General features: G+C 66.8%; 18 protein-coding genes. 6 read left to right on the forward strand and 12 right to left on the reverse strand.

The genetic code is table 11. The features are described from left to right. Positions 1 to 4 precede the first annotated feature (4 nt). The 12 genes from ABWV23_RS05050 to tssA all read right to left on the reverse strand — a co-directional run bounded on the left by ABWV23_RS05050 (position 5) and on the right by tssA (position 17,222). Positions 5 to 2,071: a type VI secretion system Vgr family protein gene (locus tag ABWV23_RS05050; protein WP_353345592.1), complete on the reverse strand. Its 2,067-nt coding sequence runs from the start codon at positions 2,069 to 2,071 to the stop codon at positions 5 to 7. 63 nt (positions 2,072 to 2,134) lie between these two features. After that, positions 2,135 to 5,545, reverse strand: a complete 3,411-nt coding sequence (tssB, locus tag ABWV23_RS22390; protein WP_502901594.1) for a type VI secretion system contractile sheath small subunit — start codon at positions 5,543 to 5,545, stop codon at positions 2,135 to 2,137. Next, positions 5,542 to 6,342, reverse strand: a complete 801-nt coding sequence (locus ABWV23_RS05065; RefSeq protein WP_353345594.1) for an ion transporter — start codon at positions 6,340 to 6,342, stop codon at positions 5,542 to 5,544. Before ABWV23_RS05065 ends, tssB (ABWV23_RS22390) begins: the two co-directional genes overlap by 4 nt. A 154-nt stretch (positions 6,343 to 6,496) precedes the next feature. Beyond that, positions 6,497 to 9,208 carry a type VI secretion system ATPase TssH gene (tssH, locus tag ABWV23_RS05070; RefSeq protein WP_353345596.1) on the reverse strand — a complete coding sequence of 904 codons (2,712 nt, stop codon included), beginning with the start codon at positions 9,206 to 9,208 and terminating at the stop codon, positions 6,497 to 6,499. 29 nt (positions 9,209 to 9,237) lie between these two features. Next, entirely contained in the window at positions 9,238 to 10,281 is a 1,044-nt protein-coding gene (tssG, locus tag ABWV23_RS05075) for a type VI secretion system baseplate subunit TssG (protein WP_353345598.1), read from the reverse strand. Further along, positions 10,245 to 12,122, reverse strand: coding sequence for a type VI secretion system baseplate subunit TssF (tssF, locus tag ABWV23_RS05080; protein WP_353345600.1), 1,878 nt, complete (start codon positions 12,120 to 12,122; stop codon positions 10,245 to 10,247). The genes tssG and tssF overlap by 37 nt, the downstream gene beginning before the upstream one ends. After that, entirely contained in the window at positions 12,122 to 12,619 is a 498-nt protein-coding gene (gene tssE / locus ABWV23_RS05085; RefSeq protein WP_353345602.1) for a type VI secretion system baseplate subunit TssE, read from the reverse strand. Before tssE ends, tssF begins: the two co-directional genes overlap by 1 nt. Next, positions 12,612 to 13,424, reverse strand: coding sequence for a type VI secretion system accessory protein TagJ (locus tag ABWV23_RS05090; protein ID WP_353345604.1), 813 nt, complete (start codon positions 13,422 to 13,424; stop codon positions 12,612 to 12,614). The genes tssE and ABWV23_RS05090 overlap by 8 nt, the downstream gene beginning before the upstream one ends. Positions 13,425 to 13,503: 79 nt before the next feature. Then, complete coding sequence (locus ABWV23_RS05095) at positions 13,504 to 14,004, reverse strand: Hcp family type VI secretion system effector (protein WP_353345606.1); 501 nt, start codon at positions 14,002 to 14,004, stop codon at positions 13,504 to 13,506. A 71-nt stretch (positions 14,005 to 14,075) separates the two neighbouring features. Beyond that, positions 14,076 to 15,572: a type VI secretion system contractile sheath large subunit gene (tssC, locus tag ABWV23_RS05100; RefSeq protein WP_353345608.1), complete on the reverse strand. Its 1,497-nt coding sequence runs from the start codon at positions 15,570 to 15,572 to the stop codon at positions 14,076 to 14,078. Positions 15,573 to 15,581: 9 nt separating this feature from the next. Continuing rightward, positions 15,582 to 16,094 (reverse strand): type VI secretion system contractile sheath small subunit, encoded by a 513-nt coding sequence (gene tssB, locus ABWV23_RS05105; protein ID WP_353345610.1) that lies wholly within the window; start codon positions 16,092 to 16,094, stop codon positions 15,582 to 15,584. 69 nt (positions 16,095 to 16,163) lie between these two features. After that, entirely contained in the window at positions 16,164 to 17,222 is a 1,059-nt protein-coding gene (gene tssA / locus ABWV23_RS05110; RefSeq protein ID WP_353345612.1) for a type VI secretion system protein TssA, read from the reverse strand. Between the two features lie 180 nt (positions 17,223 to 17,402). On the opposite strand from tssA, the gene ABWV23_RS05115 reads away from it, so the two are divergent. Genes ABWV23_RS05115 through ABWV23_RS05140 form a run of 6 tightly spaced genes read left to right on the forward strand, consistent with a single transcriptional unit; the run spans position 17,403 to position 22,395 of the window. Continuing rightward, positions 17,403 to 18,998, forward strand: coding sequence for a hypothetical protein (locus ABWV23_RS05115; protein ID WP_353345614.1), 1,596 nt, complete (start codon positions 17,403 to 17,405; stop codon positions 18,996 to 18,998). A gap of 27 nt (positions 18,999 to 19,025) precedes the next feature. Next, complete coding sequence (locus ABWV23_RS05120; RefSeq protein WP_353345616.1) at positions 19,026 to 19,451, forward strand: hypothetical protein; 426 nt, start codon at positions 19,026 to 19,028, stop codon at positions 19,449 to 19,451. A gap of 2 nt (positions 19,452 to 19,453) precedes the next feature. Then, entirely contained in the window at positions 19,454 to 20,077 is a 624-nt protein-coding gene (locus tag ABWV23_RS05125) for a MotA/TolQ/ExbB proton channel family protein (RefSeq protein ID WP_353345618.1), read from the forward strand. A 16-nt stretch (positions 20,078 to 20,093) separates the two neighbouring features. Further along, positions 20,094 to 20,519, forward strand: coding sequence for an ExbD/TolR family protein (locus tag ABWV23_RS05130; protein ID WP_353345620.1), 426 nt, complete (start codon positions 20,094 to 20,096; stop codon positions 20,517 to 20,519). Further along, a complete protein-coding gene (locus ABWV23_RS05135; protein ID WP_353345622.1) occupies positions 20,516 to 20,926 on the forward strand; it encodes an ExbD/TolR family protein in 411 nt (136 codons plus the stop codon). Before ABWV23_RS05130 ends, ABWV23_RS05135 begins: the two co-directional genes overlap by 4 nt. Next, on the forward strand, positions 20,923 to 22,395 hold the full coding sequence (locus ABWV23_RS05140) for a DUF4384 domain-containing protein (protein WP_353345624.1): 1,473 nt from the start codon (positions 20,923 to 20,925) through the stop codon (positions 22,393 to 22,395). Before ABWV23_RS05135 ends, ABWV23_RS05140 begins: the two co-directional genes overlap by 4 nt. The last annotated feature ends 3 nt before the right edge of the window (positions 22,396 to 22,398 follow it).

Raw genomic sequence — 22,398 nt, forward strand, 5'->3', positions numbered from 1 at the left:
GATCCTAGTTGATCATTGTCAGGCCGCCCTTGAGGACGAGCATTCCCTCGCCCTTGACGGTTGTCATCGGACTTTTGACCTCGGCCATGCCATCGGCCTGGACCTTGATCATCGGCGATTTGATGGTCACTTCGGCGGGCGTGATCTTGATCGAGCTGCCGCCGACCTTGAGCAGGATCTCCACCGCGGCGGTCATGGTGATCTTGCCCGCTTTCACATCGGTGGTCATGTCGCCCGACTTGACGGTGGTGGCGTCATTCCCGGTGATCGTCTTGGTGTGCTTGCCCTCGATGGTCTGGGTTTTGTCGGTCTTGATCTGGATTTCCTGGCTGCCGGTCTCGATCGTGAAGAAGTGATCGCCCTCTTTCACGGTCTCGGTGATGTTGTTCCGGACCACCTTGCTTTCGCTGCCGTCCCCGTCATGCGCGCCGGCGTCGATCTCGTCCAGACCGATGGTTGTCACCGACTTGTTCTTGATCAGCATCTGGTGGTCCTTCTGCGCCTGGACCCGCATCAGCTCGCTGTCCTTCTTGTCCTCGAACATCAGCTCGTTGTAGCCGCCGCCGCCCTTGGACGAGTTGGTCTTGATGCCCATCTGCGTCTGGTCGCCGGGGAAGTCATAGGGGGGCATCGTGTCCTTGTTGTAGAGCATGCCGGTGCAGATCGGGCGATCCGGGTCGCCCTCTTCGAACTGGATCACCACCTCCTGTCCGATCCGCGGCACCGCAACCATGCCCCAGCCCTTGCCCGACCAGGGCGTCATGACGCGGACCCAGCAGCTTGCCTTTTCGTCATTCTCGCCGTCGCGGTCCCAGTGGAACTGGACCTTGATGCGACCGTGTTCGTCGGTCCAGATCTCTTCTCCCGACTTGCCGACGACGGTGGCGGTGTGCATCCCGGGGATGCCGGGCCAGGGCGTTGTCAGCGGCGCGCGGAACTGTTCGGCCTTGGGGATCGCGCCGAAGACGCAGGCATAGACATCACCCGAGACCTCCTCGGGGAAATCCATGTTGCGCGGCTTGAGATCGTGGCGCAGGTCCCCCTCCTTGAAATCGGTATCGACCTGCAGGTAATGCACCGCGTCTGCGATGATGTAATCCGTGTTGGCCTTGCTGTCCGGGTGGTCCTTGAGCTTGAAGGTGAATCCGGTGGCCAGCGTGCGCACGCTGCCGGCGCCGCGCCAGAGCTTGTGGCGGATCGCCTCGGCCTCCATCCGCACGCGGGCCTGCTTGTTGCCCAGCCCGGTATCCTTGCGATAGTGGCCGGGATAATCGTAGATCTCGTAATTCGCGTGGCTGTGGGTGCCCTTCTTGATGGCGTTGGTCACCTTGAGATCGGCGGTCGGCGACAGGAAATCGTAATCGGTCAGGGTGACCTTTCCGGTCGTCAGGCTTTCCTGTTCGGCCCATTCGGCGATGTGATCCCCGCGCCGGCGGTCGGTGTTGTCGCGGGCGTGATAGCGCAGCGTCGCCTCGCCCGGCACCGGGGAATGGCCGTTGACCCCGTCGCACAGCACCATCTTTTCCGAACTCGACGGCGCCTTGTTGCTGTCGAAGTAGTAATAGATCCCCTCCTCCTCCATCAGCCGGCTGATGAAGTCGAGATCGCTCTCGCGGTACTGCACGCAGTAGTCGCGTTTTTCATAGCTGTCGCTGAGCCGCTTCTGGAAATCGGAAAACCCGTGGTCGCCGAACACCTCTTCGATGATCTCCACCGCGGTCATGTCCTGGAAGATGCGGCAGTTCCGGGTGCGGGTCAGCAGCCAGGCCCAGGGGCGGACCTCGGCCACGTACTGGCCATAGCCGTCGCGGAACCCGAGGTTCTCGACCGAGATGCACAGCCCCTGGAACTCCCGCTCCTCCTGCGCCTCGTCGATCAGGTGAAGCCGCATCGGCTTGCCGATGAACCCCTTGAGATCCAGCGACTTGTTCTTTGACTGGAACTCGATCGTGGTTTCGGTCAGCGTGCTGAGACGCTCGCGCACGATGGCACGCTTGAGCAGGATGTCGGTGGCGCTGTAGCCCCCCGACATCCAGACGACCGCCGCCTCATGTGGTTTACTCTCCGCCATGGCCTGTCCTTTCGTGACCGGGCGCGATGCGCGTTGAAATTGCCTTCAGGTCAAAAGTCTTCATCATAAATCGTCCAGCAGCGCGGCCAGATCGGCCTCGATATCGCCGCCGCCGTCATCGTCGTCACCGTCGCCGTCCGTGTCGTCGCCGAAGCCCGAGAGCAGATCGTCGAGATCGACGTCACCGTCTCCGTCGCTATCGCTGTCCGCCTCGCCCCCGGCGGTGGGCGGCGGGGCGGGGTTCGGCGGCGAGGGCTGCGGCGGGGCGACGCCCGACCACGGCCCGAGGATGTCGCCCCCGGCCAGCGACTGGAACGAGGCCAGTCTAACCTCATCGCGGCTTTTTATCGAGACCACCGGCATGAACCCGCGTGCCATCACGAATTCCACCCGCGACTGGGTCAGGTTGCGTTCGGTGCAGGGCAGCACCACCTGGTCGCCATATCGGTCGGTGACATAGTGATAGGGCACCTCGCCCAGCGACATCACCGAGCCCAGCCCCATCGACGGCCCGTTCTTGCGAAAGGATTGCGCCAGCAGGATCGCCGCCAGCACCGCCGGATTGGCCCAGAGCAGCCCCGACAGCCCCTCGGCCATGGTGAATTCCTCGAACTCGAACGCATAGATCGGCTCGGTCCGGGCGCCATAGGGGCGGCGCAGCATGAAGCGCGGCGTCAACAGGCCCAGATGCCCGGCCTCGGGCATGGCGCGCAGGGTGTCCCAGGCCTTGGCCACCAGCGGGTGGCGGTCCTTTTTCTCGACCTCGAGGAACCCGGGTGCGATGGCGGCGAGAAAGGGCGCGTCCACATGCGCCGCGACCCGTCCGATCCGGCCCAGAAGCTCGGCATGCGGCGGGGTCTCTTCGAAGGTGTAGAGCCCGATCAGCGCGGAATAGCCGCCGCGCCCGCTTTCCGCGTCGAGCGGGTCCTCGGTGAGCAGGCGGGCAAGGCCGCTTTGCGACAACTCGTCATGGGTGGCCAGATCGGCGGCGATCTCTTCCGCCGAGATGTCGTAGAGCACCACGTCGAGCGTGTCGTCATCCTCAACCGTCCGCGCGATCAGGTCGAGCGTGCGCCACTGCGCCTCGAGCGACTGGAACTCCGGGTGGTGCAGCACCATCCGCATGGCATCCGACAGCGCCGCGTCCACCGCCGCCGTCATCGCCGCCGCGTCCGGGTCGGGCAGCGCGCGGATATGCGGGCCGACGATCCGCGCGATCAATTCCCCCGCCGGGCTCGCCTCGGGCGGTTTGGGGCGGGTGTCGCCGATGAGGGTCTGGAACGCGCTGAGTTTCAGGTCGGCCCGCACGGCACTGCCGCCCGAGCGGGTTTTCGGCGGTCGCACCCTCTGGCCGTGCTTTTCCGCCCAGGCCCTGAGGGTGGTGGCGGCGTTTTCCGCAGTGGCACCATTTTGCAATTGCTGGCGCAATCCGACCAGTTCGGAGAAAAGATCGGTGTTTTCGTACAATTCGTCCGGATGCAGGCTGTCGAGCCCCTTGAGCGAGAGGGCGACGCCGGCCCCCTCCTTGCCGATGGGCAGCACCAGGTCGGTGGCAAAGCTCTCGATGACCTCCTCGACGGTGTCGGGGTCGAGCAGGGTGGCGCGGCGCGCGGCCAGCGCATCGCCGGTCTCGACCAAGCCGCGCGCGGCGCGCCCCGAGAAATCGCCCAGGATCGCGATGCGGAACCGTTTGCGGTTGAGCCGCTCCGGCGACGGGCGGTCGGCCCCGAGCGTGCCATAGGCGAACTCGGGTTCGCCGGTCAGGGTGGCCGCAGCTTCGGGTGCGATGCCCGTCGCATCGTCACCGCCGAGATCGCTCAGCAGGTCGTCGAGGTCGTCGGTTTCGCTGTCCTCCTCCGCGTCTTCGCCCAGATCGCCGAGGAGATCGTCAAGATCGGTGTCAGCGGCGGCGGCCGGTTCGTCAGGGGCGGCGCCCGCCTCTTGCCCCAGGTCGCCCAGAATGTCGTCAAGGTCATCCGCCTCCGCCGCTTCCTCCGGTGCGGCGCTGGCGAGGTCGGCGAGCAGATCGTCGGTATCTTCCGCCTCCGCCGCTTCCTCGGGCGCGGCGGTAGCGAGGTCGGCCAACAGGTCGTCGGTATCGTCCACCTCCGCCGCTTCCTCCGGCACGGCGCTGGCGAGGTCGGCGAGCAGGTCGTCGGTATCCTCCGCCTCCGCCGCTTCCTCGGGCGCGGCGGTAGCGAGGTCGGCCAACAGGTCGTCGGTATCGTCCAGCTCCGCCTCTTCCTCGGGCGCGGCGGTAGCGAGGTCGGCCAGCAGGTCGTCGGTATCGTCCAGCGCCGCCACCTCCTCCGGCGCAGCGGCGGCGAGATCGGCGAGCAAGTCGTCGGTATCCTCCGCCTCCGCCGCTTCCTCGGGCGCGGCGGTAGCGAGGTCGGCCAACAGATCGTCGGTGGTGTCGGGCGCGTCCTGCGGGGCCCTGACCGCGGCGAGGCTGTCGAGGGCGGCGGTGGAGCTGTCCTCTTCGTCGCTCTCTTGCGGGGCCGCGTCGCGCAAGGCGCCAAGGACCGCGCCCGAGGGATCCTCGTCTTTCGTCCCCTCGTCGGGCGCGGCCTGAAGGCTGGCCAGCACCTCGGCGCTGTCGTCATTCTCCTCCGTGTCCTCGGGAGTGGCGTCGCGCAGGGTGTCCAGCACGCCGCCGCTCTGGTCCTCGGACGGTTCGGGATCGGGCTGCACCGCCTTGAGGCTGTCGAGCGCATCGGTGGCGGCATCGTCCTCGGCCGCATCCTCTGGGGGCGCCGCGCGCAGGGCGTCGAGCACATCGGAGGAGTCCTCCGCGCGGGGCGGCGCTTCTGGCGCCTCGGCTTTCAAGCTGTCGAGCACGGCGCCGGCGGTGTCCTCTTGCGGGGTCTCTTCCGGGGCGGCGTCGCGCAGGGCGTCGAGCACCGAGGCCCCCTCGTCCTTTGCAGCGTCCTCGATCGGGGCAAGCCCGCGCAGGTGATCGAGGGCGGCGGCATGGTCCGCGCCCGTGCCCCCCGCGCCGCCGAGCGCCGAGAGCAGCGCCGGATCGGCGAGGATCCGTTCGATCAACGCCTCGGCCCCCGCCTTGCCGTCCATGTAGGCCATCAGGTTGGACAGTTGCGTGCGCGCCTCGAGCAGCGGGCGCAGTGCGTCGAGCTTGGAGGCGATCGCGGCGGGCGAGAAATCGGACATCTTTTCAAAGGTCAGGTCCACAGGCAGGTTGCCCTCGCCGGTCAGCGTGTTGGGCACCGAGAATTCCACCCGCGGCGCCATTGCCTGCATCCGGTCGTCGAAAGTGTCGACGTCGATTTCAAGGAACTTGCGATCCTCGATGGCCGGCTGGGCAACGCGGGATTTTCCCGCAAGATCGCTCATCACCCCCATGACAAATGGCAGCTGGACCTTTTTCTGCGAGCCGTAGAGCTCGACATCGTATTCGATCTGCACCCGGGGGGCGCGGTTGCGGGCGATGAATTTCTGCGCGTTGTCGCTCATGATCCGGCCCCTTTCAGATCGGCCAGTTCGGCGCGCAGCGCCTTGATCTCGTCGCGCAACTCGAGGACGTGGGTATCGACGATATCGGTTTCCGTGCGCACCAGGTCGCGCAGCTGCTCGAACTCGGCCTCGGCCTCTTCCTCCACCGCCGATTGCATGGTGTTGACCAGCAGGCCGATGAAGAGGTTGAGCACGGAAAAGGCGGTGATCACGATGAACGGCACGAAGAACAGCCAGGCCATCGGGAACTGGTCCATCACCGGGCGGACGATGCCCATCGACCAGCTTTCCAGCGTCATGATCTGGAACAGCGAATAGAGCGAGCGGCCCAGCGTGCCGAACCAGGGGTCGAAGGCGGCGCCGTACATCAGCGTCGCCATCACCCCGAAGACATAGAACACGATCGAGATCATGATGATCACCGCGCCCATGCCCGGCAGCGCATCGAGCAGCGCCTGCACCACCGCGCGCATCTGCGGGATCACCGACAACAGGCGCATCGCCCGGATCACCCGCAGCCCGCGCAGCGCCGACAGCCCCGAGGAACTGGGCAGCAGGCCAAGCCCGACCACGACGAAATCGAACACGTTCCAGGCGCTGGTGAAAAAGCGCAGCCCGTAGGCATAGAATTTCAGCGTCAGCTCGATCACGAAAAAGGTCAGCACGGCGCGGTCGATCATCGTCAGCACGCCACCGATCTCGGCGCGGAGGGTCTGCGAGGTGGACAGGCCCAGGGTGATCGCGTTGAAGATGATCACGCCCAGGATCGTGTAATGGACGCTGTCGCGCTCCACCATGGCGCGGGTCCTGTCCCGAAGCGTTGTCGCTGTCGCCGTCTCCGTCGTGTTCAAACCCGGTTTCCCCTTTGCTGGGCGACGGGCCGCCCCGCCCGTCGCATCCCGTTCCCCGATCGCACCATCACCAGACCTTGCTCCCTCGTGTCATTGCCGGTCAGTCGAAGGCATAGGTGAAATCGCCGTCGGTCACGTCGATCTCGACCTTGGCCACCGCGTCGCCCTCCATCATCCGGCGCAGGAACTCGGCCGAGATGTCGGGCAGCATGGTGTTGGTGACGATGGCGTCGATCATGCGGCCGCCGGAGTCGAGCTCCTGGCAGCGGTCGACGATCTGCTCGACCACCGCGTCGGTAAAGGCGAGCGGCACATTATGCGCCTCACCCACGCGTTTCTGGATGCGGCCCAGTTGCAGCCGGGTGATCTGGCCCAGCATGTCGGGCGTCAATGGATAGTACGGGATCGTCACCAATCGCCCCAGCAGCGCCGGCGGGAACACCTTGAGCAGCGGATCGCGCAGCGCCTTGCCGATGCCCTCTGGCTCCGGCATCAGGTCGGGGTCGGAGCACAGGTCCATGATCAGCTCGGTTCCCACGTTGGTGGTGAGCAGGATCAGCGTGTTCTTGAAGTCGATGACGCGGCCCTCGCCATCCTCCATCACGCCCTTGTCGAAGACCTGGAAGAACAGTTCGTGCACGTCCGGGTGCGCCTTTTCCACCTCGTCGAGCAGCACCACCGAATAGGGTTTGCGCCGCACCGCCTCGGTCAGCACGCCGCCCTCGCCGTATCCGACGTAACCCGGCGGCGCCCCCTTGAGCGAGGAGACGGTATGCGCCTCCTGATACTCGGACATGTTGATGGTGATGACGTTCTGTTCACCGCCATAAAGGATCTCGGCCAGCGCCAGCGCGGTCTCGGTCTTGCCCACGCCCGAGGTGCCGGCCAGCATGAAGACCCCGATCGGTTTCGACGGGTTGTCGAGTCCGGCGCGGCTGGTCTGGATGCGCTTGGCGATCATCTTCATCGCGTGATCCTGCCCGATCACCCGTTGGGCCAGCCGTTCCTCGAGGTGCAGGATGGTGTCGATCTCGTCGCGGAGCATGCGGCCCACCGGGATGCCGGTCCAGTCGCCGACGACGCTGGCCACCGCCTGGTGATCGACGATCGGCAGGATCAGCGGGGTATCGCCCTGGATTTCGGTCAGTTCGGCGTTCTTTGCCTTGAGCTCTTCCAGCAGCGCGGCGCGCTCCTCGGTGCTGAGCGGGCTGGCGGCGGCGGCCTTTTCGCTGGCGGCCTCATCGCCCTCGACCGGGGCGCCGCCCTCGCGCAGGCGGGCGCGCAGGTCGAGGATGGATTCGACCACCGCTTTCTCGGCGTCCCAGCGTTCGGTCAGCGTGGCCAGACGGCCCTCCTCGGCCTCTTTCGCGGCACTCACCGCCTCGCGCCGGTCGGCCACGTCATAGCCGGCGGTCTCGTCGCGGCCGATGATCTCCAGTTCGGTGGCCAGCGCCTCGATCCGGCGGCGGCTGTCGTCCACCTCGGCGGGCACCGCGTGCTGGCTGACCGCGACGCGGGCACAGGCGGTGTCGAGCAGGCTGACCGATTTGTCGGGCAGTTGCCGGGCCGGGATGTAGCGCGCCGAAAGGGTCACGGCGGCCTCGATCCCCTCGTCGAGGATCTGCACCCGGTGGTGTTTTTCCAGCATCGAGGCGATGCCGCGCATCATCAGGATCGCCTTGGGGATACCCGGTTCTTCGACCTGCACCACCTGGAACCGACGGGTCAGGGCCGGGTCCTTTTCGATGTGTTTCTTGTATTCCGCCCAGGTCGTCGCGCCAATGGTGCGCAGGGTGCCGCGCGCCAACGCCGGTTTCAGCAGGTTGGCCGCGTCGCCAGTGCCGGCAGCACCACCCGCGCCGACCAGCGTGTGGGTCTCGTCGACGAACATGACGATGGGCACCGGGCTGGACTGCACCTCTTCGATGACCTGTTTGAGGCGGTTCTCGAACTCGCCCTTCATGCTGGCGCCGGCCTGGAGCAACCCGACGTCGAGCATCAGCAGGCGCACGTCCTTGAGCGCCGGGGGCACGTCGCCGCGCGCGATGCGCAGGGCAAAGCCCTCGACCACCGCCGTCTTGCCCACCCCGGCCTCGCCGGTGAGGATCGGGTTGTTCTGGCGCCGCCGCATCAGGATGTCGACGATCTGGCGGATCTCTTCATCGCGGCCGACGATCGGGTCGATCTCGCCGTTGCGGGCCTGTTCGGTCAGATCGGTGCAGAATTGCTCCAGCGCCTCGCCCTGGCCCATCTGCGCCGGGGCGCGGGCCGAGGAGGCCTCGCCCGGCTCGGCCCCGCCGCCGGTGACGGAACCGTCCTGCGGGCGCTGCCCCTCTTCCGGGGAGCCATCGGTGGCGGCGGCGAAATTGTCGGCTAGGTCGTCGGCACCGATCCGCGCCAGTTCCGGCGACATGGTGGCGAGGATGTTGCGCAGCGCCGGGGTCTTGAGCATGCCCAGCAGCAGATGCCCGGTGCGCACCTGCGAGGAGGAATAGAGCAGCGAGCCCCAGACCCAGCCGCGTTCCATCGCGTCCATCAGGTGATCGGAGAGATCCGAGATCGTCGAGGCGCCGCGCGGCAGCGCGTCGAGCGCGCGGGTCAGCTCCGTGGCGATCTTGCCCGGGTCGAGGTCATAATGCCGGATGATGCGGTGCAGGTCGCTGTCCTGCCCGTTGAGGATCTGGTGCATCCAATGCGCGATCTCGACATAGGGGTTGCCCCGCATCTTGCAGAACACCGTCGCGCTCTCCACGGCCTGGTAACCCTGCTTGTTCAGCTTTCCGAACAGTGCAACGCGGCTGATCTCGGTCATCGCAAATCCTTCCCTGTCGTTCGCGACCGTCAGAGCGGCCTGTGTTCCGGCCCGGCGCCGGGATAGAGGAACAGATCCTCGGCATCGGGGCGGTCGGTGTCGTCGTCGCGGCGGCTGCCGATCCAGCTGGTGTGACCCAGCCGGGTGGAGCCGCCGAGGCTGGCGCGCGGCACCTCGTCGCCGGCGAGGATCATGTTGATGTCCCAGTCCAGCGCATCGCCGGCATAGCTGCGCACCAGCGCGCGCAGCCGTTCCTGCGCGGGACCGCCGGGCAGGAGACGTTCGTAATCCGCCATCTTCAGCGGGCCGATCCGCAGGCGGAACTTGGCCGCGCGGCTCCAGACCCGGTTGCCGATGCTGGTGGAGCGGCCCAGCCGGGCGGCGGCGCCCAACTGCCAGCGGTCGTCCGGTTCCAGCTCCAGCCAGGAACCGACGAATTGCTGCACCTTCACCGGCACCTCGAAGAACGCCGCCAGCATGGATTCCAGCCCGGCGGCATTCTTGGGCCCCTGCGCCAGCAGACCGGCGAAATGCATCTTGGCCAGGTCGGGAAAGGCGTCGCGGTCGTGCAGGTTGTCGGCGTGATACCCCGCCAGCGCCGCCACCTTGCGCGACATCGGATCGTCGCCACGGTCGAAACTGGCGGCCGGCTGTCCCGCCGTCCAGGCGCGGTAAAGCAGCCCCATCAGCCGATGGGTGAGCATGTCGGCAAAGGCCGCGAAGGTCGGGTCGCGGTGATTGCGCAGCCGGTCGCGGACGTATTCGGTGATATGCAGCGGCAACGGCCCCTGCGGCCCGAACAGGCCGAAGAACCGGTTGGTCAGCCGCCCCGGCTGGTCGCCCCGGGGCGGGGTGAACTCGGCGATGGTCGAGGTTGGAAACGACAGCTCCGGCTTTTGGCCCAGCCTTACCCGATCCTGGCGCGGGCGGCGGCTTTCGCCCAGGCGGGGGGCGTCGGGAAAGCTGGCCTCGATAACACGAAGCGCCTGAAAAACGTGATGCTTTTCAGGGTCGCGCGTGAGCCTTTCAAAATGGCTCAGATGATCCGGCCCAGTCCCTTTTCCGGTCGCCATCTGGAGATTTCCCCGCGTTTCTGTGTTGTCAAAACGGTTTCGGTAAAACTGTTGAGGGTGGCGTAGCGGCGAAAGAACCGCTCCAGCACCGCGCCGAGGGCATAGATGCTTGACCCCTCGAAGAAGCTTTCGTCGAAATTGATCGTGATCTCGAGCCCGCGCACCGCCGTCGAGAGCACCTCGTCGCTGACCCGGCGCACGATCGGGCGGCTGGTCACCGAGGTGATCCCCTCGAGCTGTTTCTCGGTCACCCGGTTGCCCAGCGGCGCGTAGAGCCCGACAAGTTCGCGCAGCGCCTCGGCCGCACTGCCCTGCCCGGCATCGGTGATCGAGGCGTAATTCAGGCTGAGATGGCTGATCAGCCGCCAGGCGGTGTCACCCTGGGCCAGTGTCGGATGCGGCCGGGTCGGCGAGACCGGCAGGCGGATGGATTTCACCGGGCCGCCCTCGGGCAGCTGGAACACGTCGGCGTCGCCGGTGGACAGCAGCAGCGGCAGATCGCGATTGGTGCACAGCGCCTGGACCGCCAGTTGATCCAGGTCGGCCGGATAGGGCGCCTGCGCCCGGTCGACCAGCGAGACATAGACCTCGGACCCCAGGTAAGAGGTGCGCACACCGCGCAGCCGCTCTTTCTCGCTGCGTTGGCGCATGCGGCGGCGCAGGGTGTAATAGGCCGGGTGGGTTTCGCCGGCGGCGGTGAAATCGGTGGCGGAATAGAACGGGCGGAAAGTCACGTCATCCGCGCCCTCGCCGCTGATGCCGGTCACGCTTTGCAGCGTGTAAATCTCGTAATCCAGCCCGGCGGTGCGGTTGGGCACAACGTGATGCTCGGTGTCATGCCCCGACAACAGCACCCGGTCGCAGCGCTTGGGAAACAGGTTGACCGCCGGCACCGCGTTCAGGGTAAAGGCCTCGGGGACGATCATCGGGGTCAGGTCGCGGTGCCCCTCGCGCAGCAGGATGTAGATGTCGACATCGGCCCCGGCGGCGCGTTTCAGCGCCGGGCGCAGCCCCTGGAGGTCGACGAAGAGGAACCGCTCGGGCATGGCGAAGTATTCCTGCAACAGCCGATAGCCCTCGAACACCCGGCGGGGGATCGGCAGCAGCGCCTCTTCGGCCTCGAACCCGCGCTGCACCACCGCGCCATCGGGCAGCGGCAGGGTCCAGTCGGCACGGCGATCGGTGGCGCGGCCGGTCAGCCCCTCGGCCTGGGTGCAGAGCATTTCCAGCAACAGCCAGGAATTGCCGGCAGAGCTGTTGAGATGCAGCACCAGGTTGTCCATCCCCAGGTCGCTGATCGGCTCACCGTCGCGGCGGCGCAGGCGCAGGCGGATGGCGGCGCGCGCCCGGCTCTGTCCGGCGACCCCGGCGGCGACGAGATCGCCGCGACCGTCGATATACTCGGCCTCCGCGATCTCGATCGGCCACATGGTCATATCGGCAGAGGTGCGGTATTCGCACGGCGTCTGCTCGCCCTCCATCAGGCGGCTGCGCAGCACCGTGTTGCGCGGCAGCAGGTAGCCGTCCTTGAGCGCCGCGTTGGCGATGTCGGGCTCGAAGGCAGCGATCATCATCGAGGGCGTCGGCGCCAGGTAATGCGGATAGATGATTTCCAGCAGGTTCGAGGTGAAATTGGGATATTGCAGTTCCAGTTCGAGCTGCACCCGCGCCGAGAGAAAGGCCACCCCCTCGAGCAGCCGTTCGACGTAGGGGTCGAGCACCTCGATCCCCTCCATGCCGAGGCGCGAGGCGATCTTGGGATAGGCGGCGGCGAACTCCGCCCCCATGTCGCGCAGGTACATCAGCTCGTTCTCGTAATGCTTGGTGAGCCTTGTATCCATCACACGCTCCGTTCCACGGCGACCTCGCCGGTGGTGAGATCCACCTGGCTGCGCAGATACAGTTCCAGCGGCAGCGGCTGGGCCCACATGTCGGCGCGGATATCGAGGGCGACGGTCATCTCTCCGCCACGGTCGTCCGGGCTGATCCGGACATCGACCGACCCTGCGACGATCCGCGGCTCGAAAATCGAGATCGCGGCCTCGATCGAGCGGCGGATCAGTTCGGCGCGCTCTTCGGTCGAATATTCCCCCGATATCTCCTGCAGCCCGTAGTTCACCACCGAGCCGGCGACATGGGGATAGGCCTCGGTGTCGAGCATGTTGGCGATGTTGTTGGTATTGAGCAGCCAGGACAGGTCGCGCTGGATGATCTCGCGCAGGCGCACCAGGTCGATGACACGGGAATCACGCCCCTCTTTCGGGTTGCCGGGATCGTGGTCGGTCAGACGGTCAAGCAGCGAGGGCTGCAAACGGTCGGAGAGGGTCTGGTCAGCCATCGCCGGGCGCGCCCCCGGCGCCGTCCATGACCAGGCTCCGCACGTCCAGAAGCGCGACGTCGGACCGGTCGGTGGCCAACAGGCGCTGACCGGTGCCGACGAAGGTGTCGGCGCCGGCATCGGCCCAGCTTGTCGCGCGGGCCAGTTTCGCGGCGCTGTCGTTGCCCTGTGTCGTGCCGGGATAGCGGGTCGGGATCAGCACGGCGAGTTCGCCGCCATTGGCCAGCCGCAGCGTGCCGGCGGTCCAGACCGCGTCGCGCAGATCGCCGGGCTCGTCGATCTCCAGTTCCGCGATGGCCGCGAAGGGCAGCCAGAAGTAGCGCCCGTTGATGATGATCTCCAACACCGGGCCAAGCCGCATGTCGGCATCGGCGACCCAGTCGAACGGTTCGCCGTTGAGCGTGCCGGAGGTGGCCGGGGCGGCGTTGAAGGCGCGCGCGCGCAGCGCGGCGGCCTCGTCCGGGCGACCCTGGGCCAGGGTTTTCTGCGCCTCGATCAGCAGGGCCAGCCATTCCTGCGGCTCGCCGAATACCATCGGTTCCTTTTCACCGGAAAAGACCTTGTCGCGGTAAACCTCGCAGATGATCGCCTCGCGGTAGGTCTGGGCCATCATCGTGGCCTCCGGGTCAAGCTCGGCGCTGAGCTTGAGTTGCTTGATCGCGCGGTTCCAGTCGCCCATCACGCACAACAGCTGGAACAGGAAGATCCTGAGCCGGGCATCGGCGGGGTCGGCGCGAACCTTGTCCTGCAATGCCTTGAGGGCAAGGTCGAGGTCCCCCGTCTTGAGGTGCTCTTCGGGTGTCATCTGGCGCGCTCCGCTGGGGCGGTCTCAAATGGTCGGCCCGCGCCCCGAGCCGGAAACATCCGGGGCGCGGGCCGCGGGATCACTCGACCTTGCCGGTCTGAACGTTCCACTTGAAGGTGTTCTCGGTGCTGAGCTTGCCGGACTTCTGATCGGTCGACTTGTACTCATGCTCGATCGCGACATAGGCCATTGACCAGGTTTCCTCGGGAATCCCATCCTCGCTGGCCGAGATCGCGTAGCTGTCGATCACCACGTGCTTCATCTTCCAGATCGAGTAAACCAGCAGGCCGGCGGAGGCGCTGTCGCCAGAGCGGCACCAATGCATGATGATCTCGGGGCGCACGGTGCCGTTGGCAACGGATAGGGCGATATCGTTGGACGCCTTGCCCATCTGCGAGGTCACCTCGATCTTGCCGAAGTTCGAGTTTGCATGTCCCCGCTGGGTCGAGCCGAGATCGGTCATTTCGACCGCGCGTTCGACGTTCCAGCTGGCCGACTGGATCACGATCCAGTTCTTGTGCGCGTCCTCGGTCCCATCCCCGCCGATGTCCGAGATCTGGACAAACATATTGGCAGCCATTGTCTTATCCTTTCATTGTAAAGTCAGTTGGTGGTTGAAATTCCTTGCACCCGACCGGGGAAAAATCCCGGTCAGGCACCCTTTTCTGATGGCAATTTGGAGACCAGCCGAAGCGACACCGACAGTCCTTCGAGCTGGTAATGCGGCCGCAGGAAGAACTTCGAGCTGTAGTAGCCCGGGTTGCCCTCGACCTCCTCGACCACGACCTCGGCCGCCGCCAGCGGCTTGCGCGCCTTTTCGTTCTCGGACGAGATCTCGGCGTTGAAGTCGACGTACTGGTTGATCCAGTCCTGCAGCCAGCCCTCCATGTCCTGCCGGCTCTTGAACGACCCCACCTTGTCGCGGACCATGCACTTGAGATAATGGGCAAAGCGGCAGGTGGCGAAGAGATAGGGCAGCCGCGCGCCGAGGTTGGCGTTGGCGGTGGCATCCGGATCGTCGTATTCCGCCGGCTTGTGCAGCGATTGCGCCCCGATGAAGGCGGCGACATCCGAATTCTTCCGGTGGATCAGCGGCATCATGCCGTTCTTGGCCAATTCCGCCTCGCGCCGGTCCGAGATCGCGATCTCGGTCGGGCATTTCTGGTCCACGCCGCCGTCGTCGGTGGGGAAGGTGTGGCTGGGCAGCTCGGTCAGCGCGCCGCCGGATTCGACGCCACGGATGCGCGAGCACCAGCCATAGGTCTTGAACGACCGGGTGATGTTCATCGCCATGCCATAGGCGGCATTGACCCAGCCATACTTGTTGCTGTCGGCGCCCTCGGTATCCTCCTCGAAGGCGAACTCCTCGACCGGGTCGGTCTTGGACCCATAGGGCAACCGGCCCAGGAAACGCGGCATGGCAAGCCCGACGTATTTCGAATCCTCGCTTTCGCGCAGGCTGCGCCAGGCGGCGTATTCCGGCGTCTGGAAGATCTTGGTCAGATCGCGCGGATTGGCCAGTTCGGACCAGCTGTCCATCTGGAACAGTGACGGTTTCGCCCCGGTGATCAGCGGCGCATGGGCCGCCGCGGCGATCTTGGACATCTCGCCCAAGAGCTCGATATCCGGCGGCGAATGGTCGAAATGGTAATCGGCCACCAGCGCACCATAGGGTTCACCCCCGAACTGGCCGAACTCTTCCTCGTAGAGCTTCTTGAAGATCGGCGACTGGTCCCAGGCGGTGCCTTTGAACTTGCGCAGGGTCTTGTGCATGTCCTTCTTGGAGATGTTCATGACCCGGATCTTGAGCTGCTCGTCGGTTTCCGTGTTGTTGACGAGATAGTGCAGCCCGCGCCACGCGCTTTCCATCTGCTGGAACTCTTCGTGGTGCAGCACGTGGTTGACCTGTTCGGTCAGCTTCTTGTCGATCTCGGCGACGATCCCCTCGATCGATTTCAGCGCGTCGTCCGAGATCAGGTTGGTATTGGCCAGGGCCTGTTCGGCCAGGGTCTTGACCGCGGATTCCACCGCCGTCTTGGCCTGATCGGATTTCGGGCGGAATTCCTTTTGCAGCAGGTTGGCAAACTCGGACGATCCGAATGCCGTTTCTTCGCCACCGGCTTCCGTCTGGACTTGTTCTTCGGCCATCGGATGCTCCTATTCTTCTGCGCTGTCGGATTTCGGGGCGGGCTGAGCGGCCAGGGTCTTGAGCAGCGCGGGATCCTGGATGATCTTGCTGATCAGGTCCTCGGCGCCGGTCTTGCCGTCCATGTAGGTCATCAGGTTCGACAGCTGCGTGCGCGCCTCGAGCAACTCGCGCAGCGGCTCGACCTTGCGGGCGATCGCGGCGGGCGAGAAATCGTCCATGCTCTCGAAGGTGATGTCGACCGCCAGGTTCCCCTCGCCAGTCAGCGTGTTGGGCACGGTATAGGCGACGCGGGGGGCCATCGACTTCATCCGGTCGTCGAAATTGTCGACGTCGATTTCCAGGAACTTGCGGTCGGCGACGGCGGGCTGTGCCACCTCGGACTTGCCCGCCAGATCGCTCATCACCCCCATGACAAAGGGGAGCTGAACCTTTTTCTGGGCACCGTAAAGCTCGACATCGTATTCGATCTGCACCCGTGGCGCGCGGTTGCGCGCGATGAATTTCTGTGAGCTGTCTGCCATCTAGTGCTCCTTGGTCCCTGAATTGTCCCGTTCGTTCCACCCCTCCCCCCGACCGGGGAAAGGCGGCGCTCAGTCGTCGTCTTCGATCCCGCCGATCAGGTGCACGTTGTCGACCCCCGCCGGGGCCATGTCCTGCATGATCGTGAGGAAATCCGCGTTCACCAGCCGCTTGGCCCGCTCCAGAAGAAGCGGCACCGGGCTGGAGGGTTCGCTGCGCCGGTAATAGGCCACGATCCGGTCCAGCGCGTTGGATACGTCGGAGGGCGAATTGATCCCGCCCACCGCCGGACCGCCGGACGCACCACCGGATACAGCTGGCGCGCCGGGGGCCCCCTCGTCCGCATCGCCGGTTTCGGAGGTCTCCGCGCCGGCCTCGCCGCCGGCGTGCTCCGCCAGCCGCTTGACGATCTGGCGCGCCAGCTTGATCAGCGGATCGAGCTCGGGGCCCTGCCCCGGGGTCTGTTCGGAAAACACCTCGGAGATGGCGCGGACATTCTCCTCGACGCGCCGCGCGGCCTCCAGCCAGCCCTCGAGAACCGCGCCGTCGGTATCCTGGAATGCCGCCGAGATCCCGGCGGTATCGGGGATGGTGTCCATGTCGGACGGCGCCGTCATATGCCCCTCGGCGATCTCGATGTCGCGCAGCGAGAACCGGCCGAACCCACGGCTGTCGGTCAGCGCCACGCGCCGCAGCGACCGATAGACGGGCGACGGCCCGCCCATTCCGCCGGGCTGGCCGCACAGGTCCTGCACCGCGTTGATGCGCATGGTCGGGTCGCCGTCATCCTCGTCCAGCTCGGGATGGCAACTGTCCCAGAAATCCTCGAGACAGCCCCGGATATAGCCAGTCACATCGGCAAAGCCGGTCAGCCCGTCATCGCCGTGCAGCACCGCGTCGGCCAGGACAACCGCGGCGCGCAGATCATGGCTGCGTTCCAGCACCTCGAGCGCCTTGACGCGCATCTCGCCATAGTCCGGATCCTCGGCGGCGCGGATCTCGTCGCCGACCTGAACCTCTTCGCCCGGCTGCGCGGCCAGTTCCATCTCGGTGAAGACAGGATCGTATTCCAGATTCTCCCCGCTGGGCGAATCGTCGCCTTTTGACTGCAGAAGAACAGCCAGATCCATCGGAACCTCCCCGGTTCTATCGGTGCGATCACGCGGGTTCTTGTTTTGCCACCGCGCTGAATTGCGGTGTGCCCGTCGGTTCGCTTAACGTCAGAAAACAATATCTTGACGCTAAGTCAGCCTTATCGTTGACTCAAAGTCAATTGTATTTCGTTTCGATTTAAGGGGGAGGCCGAGGTCATGGCGGATCAGAAGGTCGAGGGCGAAGAGCTCAAGAAACTGATCAAGCTGGGCAAGAAGAAGCCGCTGTCCTTTGCCTTCTGCCCCGGCAAGAAGGACGACCACACCATGCTGATCGACCGGCGCAAGAAGCCGGAGGTGATCGCCAAGATCGCCAAGAAGGAGGGTGGGGGATCGAAGGTCGCCTTCGGCACCTTCGAGGTCAAGGCAAAGACCATGGAACTCACCTGCGAAAAGGTGGTGCCGGCGCTGGCCAAGGTACTCAAGAAATACCTCAAGTCGCAAAAGGTGCAGCTCAACATCCTGGTGATGGATGCCAACGGCGAGGTCCTGGACAGCGATATCGAGGATCTGCCAGACGATCCCACCCTGGATGACGACGATGCCGGCGAGGAGGGGGGCGCGGCAGAGGAGGCCGAGGCGCCTGCCGTTGACGCGCCGCAGGAGGTCGAGACGACAGAGGAGGTCGCGGCGGCAGGCCCCTCGGCTGCGGAACTTGCCGCCCGGCTGAAGACACTGCAACCGGTGGTCGCCTCGGCCCCGGATGCCGTGGCGGGCAAGCTGAAAAAGGCCGTCGCGCAGGCGGTGGCGTTGATCCGATCCGGCGACCTCGCGGCAGCCGACCGCACGGTCGCGGCACTGGAAAAGGCCGCGACCCGGTTGCGCGCCGCAGGTGAAGGCGGCGAAACGTCCGCCACAGAGCCGCCCGCAGCCCCGACGGAGGACGCGACCGAAACCCGCCGGCTGGTGGCGCGGGCCGGCGCGCTCAAAGGGGTGATCGCCGATCTGCCGGAGCCTGCGGGCGGCAAGCTGACCACGGCGCTGACAAGCGCGGCCAAGCGGCTCAGGGCCGGCGACCTGGCCGGGGCCGACGATCTGTTGGGCCGGATCGAGGCAGCGGTGAACAAGATCCGCAGCGCACCACCGGCGGAAAACAAGGAAACCGCCGCGCCCGGCGATCCGCAACAGGCGAAATGGCAGATGGCCGAGGCCCGCCTGCAACCGGCCATCGACAGGCTGATCGCCGAGAAACGCGGCGACCTGGCCGCGATCAACCGCTTTTTCGGCTATGCGCAGGAACAGGCCGGCGCGGGAAACTACGACAAGGCGCTGGCAGCGGCCACGCGGGTGGCGGCGCTGATCAAGGCCGCCGCAACCGCCGAGACCACCGCCGCCGCCGAGGCCCGAGAGGCGGCGCCCGAGAATGTCGCCGATTACACCCGCTCACGGCTGAACTGGATCAAGACGCGCCAGACCCTGCGCCGCGACCTGGAGGCGCTGAAAACGGCCATCGACACCGCTACCACGGGCGTCGAGGGGATGGAGGACGTCCCGTCGCGATCCGGCGTGCTGTTCGCCTATCTCGACGACATCGACACCACGCTGGAGGACACGCTGGAACAGCTTGTCGAGACCCCCGACGGCGACCGGCGCGACGGGCTGAAACGGGCGGCGCGCGGGATCATCGCCGATTACAGGGGCCTGCTGGACACCGCGTTTTTCAAGGCGGTGGACCACAGCGGCTTTGCCCGAACCAACATCCGATCCGGCGCGCTGGCCGCGCTGCAAGAGGTCAGCACCGCGCTGGAAAGCTGAACCGCCACGTTCCTTGGGAGGACACAGATGATACCGCGAAAATCCCTCGTCGCCGGCCTGATGCTGGCCCTGGTCGCGGCGCTGCCCGCCCGGGCCGAAACCGGCAGGCTGACCGTGGAACTGAACAAGGCCGAGGAGATCGAGGGCGGCGGTTGCCGCGCCTTTTTCCTGTTCCGCAACGATACCGGCAAAAGCTTTGAGGGGTTCGAGATGTCGCTGGCGATCCTTGACGGAAGCGGCGTGATCGACCGGCTGCTGTCGATCGACGCGGCGCCGCTGCCGGTGGCGCGCACCACGCTGAAGCTGTTCGAGATCCCGCAGATCGCCTGCGCCGACATCTCCGAGATCCTGCTGCACGAGATGACCGCCTGCCGCCCCCAGAACGAGGATGAGATGGACTGTTTCGAGATCCTCGACCTGGCCAGCAAGACCCCAGCGGCGCTGGTGAAATAGCCATGCCGGTCGCATGGGAAAGCCTGGGGACCGGCGGGCCGATCATCGCCCTGCTGACCGTCCTGTCGCTGTTTTCGCTGACCCTGATCGCGGTCAAGGTGATCCAGCTCTGGCCGGTGCGGGGCGGTGCCGCGCGGCGCGCCGAGGCGTTCGGCCAGTGGCGCGAGGGCGACAAGCACGGCGCGCAACAGGCGGTTGCCGCCGGTCGCTCGCCCGCCGACCGGGTCACCGCCTTTGCGATGCAGGCGCTGGCCAAGGGGTTTCGCGGCCCCCGGCTCGAGGCCGAGCTGATGCGGCGCGGCAACGGGGAAGTGGCGCGGATGACCGGCATGATCCGCACCATCGAGCTGATCGCGGTGATCTCGCCGCTGCTCGGGTTGCTGGGCACGGTGCTGGGCATGATCCAGTCGTTCCAGGAGCTGGAGATGGCCGAGGGTGCGGCCAATGCCTCGGTGCTGGCGGGCGGCATCTGGCAGGCGCTGCTGACCACCGCGGCGGGGCTGCTGGTGGCGATCCCGGCGGCGGTGGGGGCGGGGCTGTTGAGCGCGCGGATCGAGAGCGCCGCGCAGATGATCGAAAGCGCGGTGGGCGAACTGCTTCTGATCGACGAAAACCCGCCCGTTTAACCCCCGGGGTGCTGTCATGGCCGGCCTCACGCTGAAACGTCCGACCCGACCCCGCGCGTTGATCTCGCTGGTGCCGATGATCGACGTGATGCTGATCCTGCTGGTCTTCTTCATGGTCACCTCGACCTATCTGAACCTCGACATGATCCCGGCGGTGCGGCAGGCCGAGGCGCCCGCACCGGCCCCCGCCGGCGCGGAAACGGGTGGCACGGTGATGATTCGGCTGGGCGCCGACGGGGTGCCGGTGCTGCGTGGCCAGGCGATGCCGGGCGCGGCGCTGATGGCAGAGTTGTCTGGTATTCTGGCGCGCGATCCGCTGACCCGGGTCATCGTGCTGCCCTCCGGCGCGGCGACGACCCAGGCGCTGGTCTCGGTGATGGATGCCGCCGCGCAGGCCGGGGCAGTGCGGCTGCGGGTGATCCGGCTGGAGGCGCGGCCATGAAGCTGAACCGCCCCAGCCCGGCACCGCATTCCGAAACCATCGTGGCGCTGATCGACGTGGTGTTCTTCCTGCTGGTGTTCTTCATGCTGATCGGCCGGATGGACGCGACCGCCCCGTTCGAGGTGATGCCGCCGCTGGCCGAGAGCGGCGCCGACATGCCCGCCGGGGGCGCGACGCTCTCGATCGGGGCGTCCGGGGAGCTGGCGCTGGATGGCGCCCCGCTGCCCGATACGGCGGCGCTTGACGCGGCGTTGGCCCGGCGATTGGCCGAGGATCCCGACCTGCGGCTGCGGGTGAACGCCCACCGCGAGGCCGAGTTGCGCCACGTGCTGCCGCTGGTCGGCGCGGCCGAGGCGATGGGGGTGCGCGACGTGGTGCTCGTGGTCACCCCCGGCCCGCCGGGATGAGCCGGTCCCCGGTCATATGGGTCGGCGGCGTCATCGCCTCGGTACTGGCGCATGGGGTGCTGCTCGGGCTGGTTTTGCTGACGATCCGCCCCGGCCCGGTCGAGGAGCAGCCCCCGCCGGAAACCCGCCTGATGGTCGAGGCGCACCGGCTGGAACGCATCAAGGTGCCGGAACGGGCGCCCGAGGCCGAGGCGGCGGCCGAGGACACCGCCCGGGGCACGACGGTGGGGGCCGGCGCGATCCCGCGCGGGCGGGCCAGACCCACCGCGCCACCACTGGACGCGGCACAGGCGACCCCGGCCCCGGCGCAACGGCTGGCCGCCGGGGCAGTGCAAACGGAGAAGGCGCCGGAACCGCAAAGCCCCGCCGCCCGCGTCATCGCCACGCGCGCGCCCATCGAAGCCGCACGCCCCGCCGAGGCCCCGGTCACCGGAACCGTCGCAGCGGTCGCGGCGCGGGCGAACCGGGTCTCGGCCCTTGCCGCCGTGGCCCGCGCCACCGATGTGATCCCGGCGACCCCGGCGGCGATGCCCGCCGCCCTCTCCGCCCCGCGCGCCGAGACGGCGGCGCAGCAGGCACCCCAAGCCCGTCCCCTCGCCCCCGGGCACCTGCAGGGCGCCCGCACCGAACCCGCCACGCCGCAGCCTGAGCGTATGACCGCCGCGCTGGCGTTCCAGGGCGGCGACGGCGAGGTCGATCCCGTCTCGCTCGCCGCATTCCAGAGCTTTGTCCGCCCGGACGCGGCAGGGGCCGGTGCGCAGGCGCTGCGCGACGGGGTGGCCGGGCTGCTCTCCGGGGTGCCCTGCGGGCGGCTCCAGGTCGCCTTCGATCCCGAGAGCGCCACACTGCAGGTCAACGGCCACGTGCCCGAAACCGACATGCGCGCGCCCGTGCTCGCCGCCCTGCGCGACCAGATGGGGGGCGATATCGCGGTCTCCGACAACATCCTGGTGCTGCCGCGCCCGCAATGCAGCGCCCTGACCGGCATCGCCGGGGTCGGCCTGCCGCAATCCACCGACCAGATCACCAACCCGCTGCTGATCGGGGCGGGCACCCAGGCGCGGGTGTTTTCCTATGTCGCGGGCGATCCGCTATCCTTTGACCTGACCGCGCCAGACTATCCCGCGTGGATCTATGTCGATTACTTCGACGCCGGCGGTAACGTGCTGCACCTGGTGCCGAACGACTACGCCGAACTGCGCCGGTCAGAGGCGCAAGGCGCCCTGCAGGTCGGCGCGAAAGCGGCGGGGGAAACCGGGCTGCGCCTGTTGATCGGCCCGCCCTACGGGCAGGAGATCGCGGTCGCCTTCGCCGCCTCCGAGCCGCTCTACGACGGGTTGAGGCCGCTGACGGAACCGGCGGCGCCCTACCTTGACTGGCTCAAGGACCGGGTCGCCGAAGTGCGCGCGCGCAACCCGCGGTTCAAGGGCGAATGGGTCTATTTCTTTGTCCGCACGTCGGAGAACTAGGGG

This window comes from Aquicoccus sp. SU-CL01552 (genome assembly GCF_040365005.1).
Classification (GTDB): domain Bacteria; phylum Pseudomonadota; class Alphaproteobacteria; order Rhodobacterales; family Rhodobacteraceae; genus Antarcticimicrobium.

Coding starts and splice junctions, on each gene's coding strand:
- ABWV23_RS05050 (WP_353345592.1), bottom strand. CDS start 2,071: ATGGCGGAGAGTAAACCACATGAGGCGGCGGTCGTCTGGATGTCGGGG.
- tssB (WP_502901594.1), bottom strand. CDS start 5,545: ATGAGCGACAACGCGCAGAAATTCATCGCCCGCAACCGCGCCCCCCGG.
- ABWV23_RS05065 (WP_353345594.1), bottom strand. CDS start 6,342: ATGGTGGAGCGCGACAGCGTCCATTACACGATCCTGGGCGTGATCATC.
- tssH (WP_353345596.1), bottom strand. CDS start 9,208: ATGACCGAGATCAGCCGCGTTGCACTGTTCGGAAAGCTGAACAAGCAG.
- tssG (WP_353345598.1), bottom strand. CDS start 10,281: ATGGCGACCGGAAAAGGGACTGGGCCGGATCATCTGAGCCATTTTGAA.
- tssF (WP_353345600.1), bottom strand. CDS start 12,122: ATGGATACAAGGCTCACCAAGCATTACGAGAACGAGCTGATGTACCTG.
- tssE (WP_353345602.1), bottom strand. CDS start 12,619: ATGGCTGACCAGACCCTCTCCGACCGTTTGCAGCCCTCGCTGCTTGAC.
- ABWV23_RS05090 (WP_353345604.1), bottom strand. CDS start 13,424: ATGACACCCGAAGAGCACCTCAAGACGGGGGACCTCGACCTTGCCCTC.
- ABWV23_RS05095 (WP_353345606.1), bottom strand. CDS start 14,004: ATGGCTGCCAATATGTTTGTCCAGATCTCGGACATCGGCGGGGATGGG.
- tssC (WP_353345608.1), bottom strand. CDS start 15,572: ATGGCCGAAGAACAAGTCCAGACGGAAGCCGGTGGCGAAGAAACGGCA.
- tssB (WP_353345610.1), bottom strand. CDS start 16,094: ATGGCAGACAGCTCACAGAAATTCATCGCGCGCAACCGCGCGCCACGG.
- tssA (WP_353345612.1), bottom strand. CDS start 17,222: ATGGATCTGGCTGTTCTTCTGCAGTCAAAAGGCGACGATTCGCCCAGC.
- ABWV23_RS05115 (WP_353345614.1), top strand. CDS start 17,403: ATGGCGGATCAGAAGGTCGAGGGCGAAGAGCTCAAGAAACTGATCAAG.
- ABWV23_RS05120 (WP_353345616.1), top strand. CDS start 19,026: ATGATACCGCGAAAATCCCTCGTCGCCGGCCTGATGCTGGCCCTGGTC.
- ABWV23_RS05125 (WP_353345618.1), top strand. CDS start 19,454: ATGCCGGTCGCATGGGAAAGCCTGGGGACCGGCGGGCCGATCATCGCC.
- ABWV23_RS05130 (WP_353345620.1), top strand. CDS start 20,094: ATGGCCGGCCTCACGCTGAAACGTCCGACCCGACCCCGCGCGTTGATC.
- ABWV23_RS05135 (WP_353345622.1), top strand. CDS start 20,516: ATGAAGCTGAACCGCCCCAGCCCGGCACCGCATTCCGAAACCATCGTG.
- ABWV23_RS05140 (WP_353345624.1), top strand. CDS start 20,923: ATGAGCCGGTCCCCGGTCATATGGGTCGGCGGCGTCATCGCCTCGGTA.